This window comes from Bacteroides sp. (assembly GCF_019417265.1).
Taxonomy (GTDB): domain Bacteria; phylum Bacteroidota; class Bacteroidia; order Bacteroidales; family Bacteroidaceae; genus Phocaeicola.
The window spans coordinates 1-4,574 of the sequence record NZ_DXVR01000146.1; the positions used below are offsets into that span (position 1 = coordinate 1).

Below are 4,574 nucleotides of genomic sequence, written 5' to 3' on the forward strand. Positions count from 1 at the left end.
AACGTGACGTTCAACACCAACGAGGACTTCCGCAGCCAGTTCAACTCCGACTGGGCAGGCAAGCTGCTCATCATGGTGGACGAGGTGCTGCTTAACCGCCGTGAGGACAGCGAGCGGCTGAAAAATCTCAGCACCACGCTATCCTACAAGGTGGAGGCGAAAGGCAAAGACCGTGACGAGATAGGCTTCTTCGCCAAGTTCGTGCTTTGCTCCAACAACGAGCACCTGCCCGTCATCATCGATGCAGGGGAGACACGCTATTGGGTGCGGAAGATTGTGCCGTTACAAAGTGACGATACCGACTTCTTGCAAAAGCTGAAAGCGGAGATACCCGCTTTCCTGCATTTCCTGCAACATAGGCAGCTGTCCACCGAAAAGGAAAGCCGTATGTGGTTCAACCCGAAGCTGCTGGAGACGGAAGCCCTGCGGAAGATTATCCGAAGCAACCGCAACCGTTTGGAGATTGAGATGGCGGAACTGCTGCTTGACATCATGGCAAAGATGGAAGTGGAAACGGTGTCCTTTTGCCTGAACGACATCATTCCCTTGCTGGTCTGCTCGCAAGTCAGGGTGGAGAAATCGCAGGTACGGAAAGTGGTGCAGGAGTGCTGGAAGCTGACACCCGCACCCAACGGTCTTACCTATACCGCCTACCAATACGGCGGCAATGACCGTTACCAGACCCGAAGAAGTGTGGGCAGGTATTACACCGTTACGAAAGAACTGCTGGAAAAGCTTTGACATTCTGTTGAATTGTTGAATAAGGGTAATAAAGTATTGGTATATAAGAATATGCGACCTCAACAGACCGCCCACAACACACAACGGCTGATGAAAAGAAGAAGCAACGGCATATCACTCCGACCTCATTTTTTCTTTTCGCATCCGTTTGTTGGGCGACACGCTTTTGTTGAGAGATTGTATAGAGTGCATTTTGCAATATATCAAGATGTTATATATCAATTTCAACAGTTCAACGCTTTTTTACTCCTCAACAAGTCCGCTGGGAAAATGGCATGAGTAAACACCGCCATCCGCAGGCTGGTCGGACGGACTTCCATCCTACCGACCGACAAGGGAAAGCCCTCATTGCTGGCGAAAAAAGAAAGGCATCCGAAAGCCGCCGACACCGCCGCAGGCTTTTGGGGAACAAAAAGCCATAGCTCATTAGGGCGTTTTCTTCACGCACCGTTGACGCTAATGCTAAAAATGCCCCAATGAACCAGCGGGGTTGCACCCCTCTGGACACCCCGTTTGTTCCAAAAGCAGCAGCAAGCTGTCCTTTGAGTTGCCCAAAGACTTAAGAGTTACTCCAAGGTCGGGGCATTGTTTTTCTATGGTAGCAAGTTTGTGTTTCAGGCGTACCAAAACTGATTAGCCCCATGCTCAAAGAAATTCGATGTTTATATCGTTGCTTAACTTACAACTTGTAGTTACAATTCTCTCTTGCAGTTGGGAAGGAATGCCAATAGAAGATAAATCTGTTCCTTTATCTCTGTGGATGGGAAGAATGGCAAGCCGAGGGTTGGTCAACTCGCAGACACGACGCAACGTATCTGCCGTGGCATGTCCGCTGGTATGAAGTTGCACCACTTCTGCAAATCGTTTTTGCAAGTATACATAATCTTCATTTCTTGTGTCATCCCTGTTAATGTACCCATCCCACATGGAATAAATAAGGAGAGGCTTTCCTTCTACAGGCAGCATTGGCAAAATCAAATCCAATAGTCTGTTGAATGAAGCACTCGCCCGTATAAACATAGTAAATCCTTTTTCCTGCATCCATGCTTTCAGCTTAGGATTCTTTTCCGAATAAGTATATATCTTGCCAAAATCAAAACAAGGCGATTTCTTTCCCGCTGTTTCAGAAAATAAAGCAAGGATGTCCTTCTGGTATTCATCGGCCAGTAAAGGACGTTTGGGAAACATGCTTCGAGTAGCATTCTTGAAACTTGCCAGCCGCTCCATATCCATTGACGAACAATGAACAAATACATACTTATGCTCTTTTATCAGTTCGGCGGCTTTTTGTGACAATACACTTTCGGTCAGGATGGTTTCATCCTTTCGGGCAAGCATGGTTCCTTCTACAATTAACACATCCACTTGACCAATATACTTTTGAATCGTGAGTATCAAGCCCTTACTAAGATAACCATGTCCACGGAAATCGCCCGTGTGCAGAATGCGTTTCCCCTCCGCTTCTATCAGGAACATATAGGCATCGTAGGCAGAATGGCTGACAAAATAGGGGGTAACCACAATGTCTCCGAAACGTAATTTTTGGTTCTCGTGAAACGTATGCATCCCGGAAGCCACAGTTAAGGCATGACGATATTTTTGTTGCTGGGACAACTCACGCAGAAAACTTAATTGCTTGTATTTCCTGCAAACCACTTGTTTGGCGACCTCACCAATGTATTGCGGTAGGTTATCTGGCACGTGGTGGAACAATCCGATATGGTCGCCATGGTAATGCGTATAGAGTATGGCAGAACAACCTTCCGTAATTCCAGCTATCGCACAGTCATCGTCATAAGCATCTTCATCTTCCGCGTGATTGGGTAGATTATGTCCCAAATCAATGATGATGCTTGCTTGGGGTGTCGATATGCGGGTAATCTGTCCACCTATCTGTGTGGCACGGTGAATGGTTATTTGCATAAGTCCGGATAATCTACGATAACGGTTTCAAACAATGTATTTTCATTCAGCCCCTCTATGGCGTTTTTGCGTTCTTTCCTTCCTTTGGAAAGCTCGCCTTTGTAAGTATTTACTATCAACAATATAGGCTTTAAGGCGATATGTTCTATTTCGCTTTCACCATCCCATAGGCCTATCCGTTTTTTTATCCGCAATAACTTGGCATAATAATTCTTCAGCGTTTCTGCATGTCCACAGATAAAATCACTGTATTTTGTCATCTGTTCAATGATTTCAGGCTCCTTGTTCTTGCTTCTCAAACGGGGATCGGTTATCAGTTTTAACTCAATAAACACCAATTCTTTCCCTCTTAATTCAACCAAGTCAAAACGGATGAGTTCTGTATCGCTTACCCGATAGGCGAATTCAGAATCGACATAGCGTTTGGGGAAACGCAATTTTAGTTCTCCTTGTATCCATTTCTCGTTGGATATATATACCTTGTTATGTTCGTCTGCCTCTTTTTTTTGAGGAAGCTTGTGATATACTTCACGGATTCTTTCCTTTATGAACTCTAAACCCTCTTTGCTTTGAAGCATATCTGTGCAATCTTGATACATATCAGTTTCATCGGATTTCCCCAAATACTTCCGATGCGTCTCTGCTGTAATTTTCCCGCCAGTCCATTGCACCAAAGCAACATTACCTCCATAATAATATACGTTGGCATAATTGTCCTTACGGATTTCCACATAAAGTTCTTCATCTGCCAAAATGTTCTTCCACCATTGGGGAGAGTTATTCTCTAATTCTCGCCATAGGCGGAATTCTTCGTTCAGGGCATCAAAACTGCCGCTTGTGTTAGGTTTGAACATGTTCATGACTATATCATTTATTTCATTTTCGCTGAATTCCCGCTTTATCGGAGTTATTTTCAATTTCCGCGGCTTTGTCTCTTGCTGATCAGCCTCCATTGCGACTGTTACGGCTTCTACTTCATGTTTGTAGTACCATTTTTCACCTGCATAATCGGTCTGAGGCGACAGAGACAAGCCATATTTTTTAGCCCGTAAGGCATATATCATTGCAGAGAAATCCTCAAGATACACAACCTGTTCGCTACAAATCCATTCTCCATTATTATTACGCACCAAATGCCACGTCCGTTCCTTTTGCTGTTCCATCATGCATATTCAAATTTGGGTGAGTCAATCACTACATGTTCTTCTTCGCCTTCATCGTCCGATGTCGGCGTGGCAAGTCGTATTATTCCATTGCGCATCGAATTGTCTATTAATAAAGTCAATGGGTAAATGCCTTTTTCTTCGTCAATGGCAATGTGTCCATCCGATGTTTCCATATAGGCAGAATCGATGCCATAGACAAAGATATGCCGGCTATGACCCTCGATGGCATGGTTGATGTAAGGGTCTTGTTCTGCATCGAAAGCATTCCCTTGTGTCAAGTCCATGCCATAGCTCAAAAACGATGCCGCATTGCACGACTTTTCAAGCAAGTGCATAGTGGCTGAATTGGCATACAGGTTCAAAGCGTATTCGCAACTATGCCGCTGATGGAAATCTCGTTCAAATTCTTTCACTACATCACGGAATGTCATGCTATCGGACTTTCTACGCCCGTCATGATAATCTTCAGGATTGAAAGTATAAGTTTCTATAATCTCATGTTCCATAGACAAATGGATTTTACTGTACAAAGAAATAGATATTTATCGACAAAAACGAATTTTGTGCCAAGAATTCATTCTGATGTATTTTATTTGTCTATTTTTGCATCCGTAGGAGTTACCTAAACAAGCAAAGCGATGCAGACCACGGCAATTAGGACGGTTGCCAACTCATTACCCTAAAACGAGGTAAATCTTCTAACTCTCTTGATTTCAAGGAGGTATATTCCTTATACAGATTTAC

Annotated in this window: 4 protein-coding genes; 1 reads left to right on the plus strand and 3 read right to left on the minus strand. The window is 44.1% G+C overall.

What is annotated here, in order from left to right:
• On the plus strand, window positions 1–741 hold a 741-nt coding region (locus QZ379_RS12145), incomplete at its 5' end, for a primase-helicase family protein (RefSeq protein WP_291565206.1).
• 645 nt (window positions 742–1,386) lie between these two features.
• Here the strand turns inward: QZ379_RS12145 and QZ379_RS12150 are convergent.
• Genes QZ379_RS12150 through QZ379_RS12160 form a run of 3 tightly spaced genes read right to left on the minus strand, consistent with a single transcriptional unit; the run spans window position 1,387 to window position 4,336 of the window.
• Window positions 1,387–2,664: an MBL fold metallo-hydrolase gene (locus QZ379_RS12150; protein WP_291565209.1), complete on the minus strand. Its 1,278-nt coding sequence runs from the start codon at window positions 2,662–2,664 to the stop codon at window positions 1,387–1,389.
• The gene (locus QZ379_RS12155; RefSeq protein ID WP_291565212.1) at window positions 2,655–3,830 is read right to left on the minus strand and encodes a hypothetical protein; all 1,176 of its coding nucleotides are present in this window, start codon (window positions 3,828–3,830) and stop codon (window positions 2,655–2,657) included. The genes QZ379_RS12150 and QZ379_RS12155 overlap by 10 nt, the downstream gene beginning before the upstream one ends.
• Entirely contained in the window at window positions 3,827–4,336 is a 510-nt protein-coding gene (locus QZ379_RS12160; RefSeq protein ID WP_291565215.1) for a hypothetical protein, read from the minus strand. Before QZ379_RS12160 ends, QZ379_RS12155 begins: the two co-directional genes overlap by 4 nt.
• Window positions 4,337–4,574: the final 238 nt, after the last annotated feature.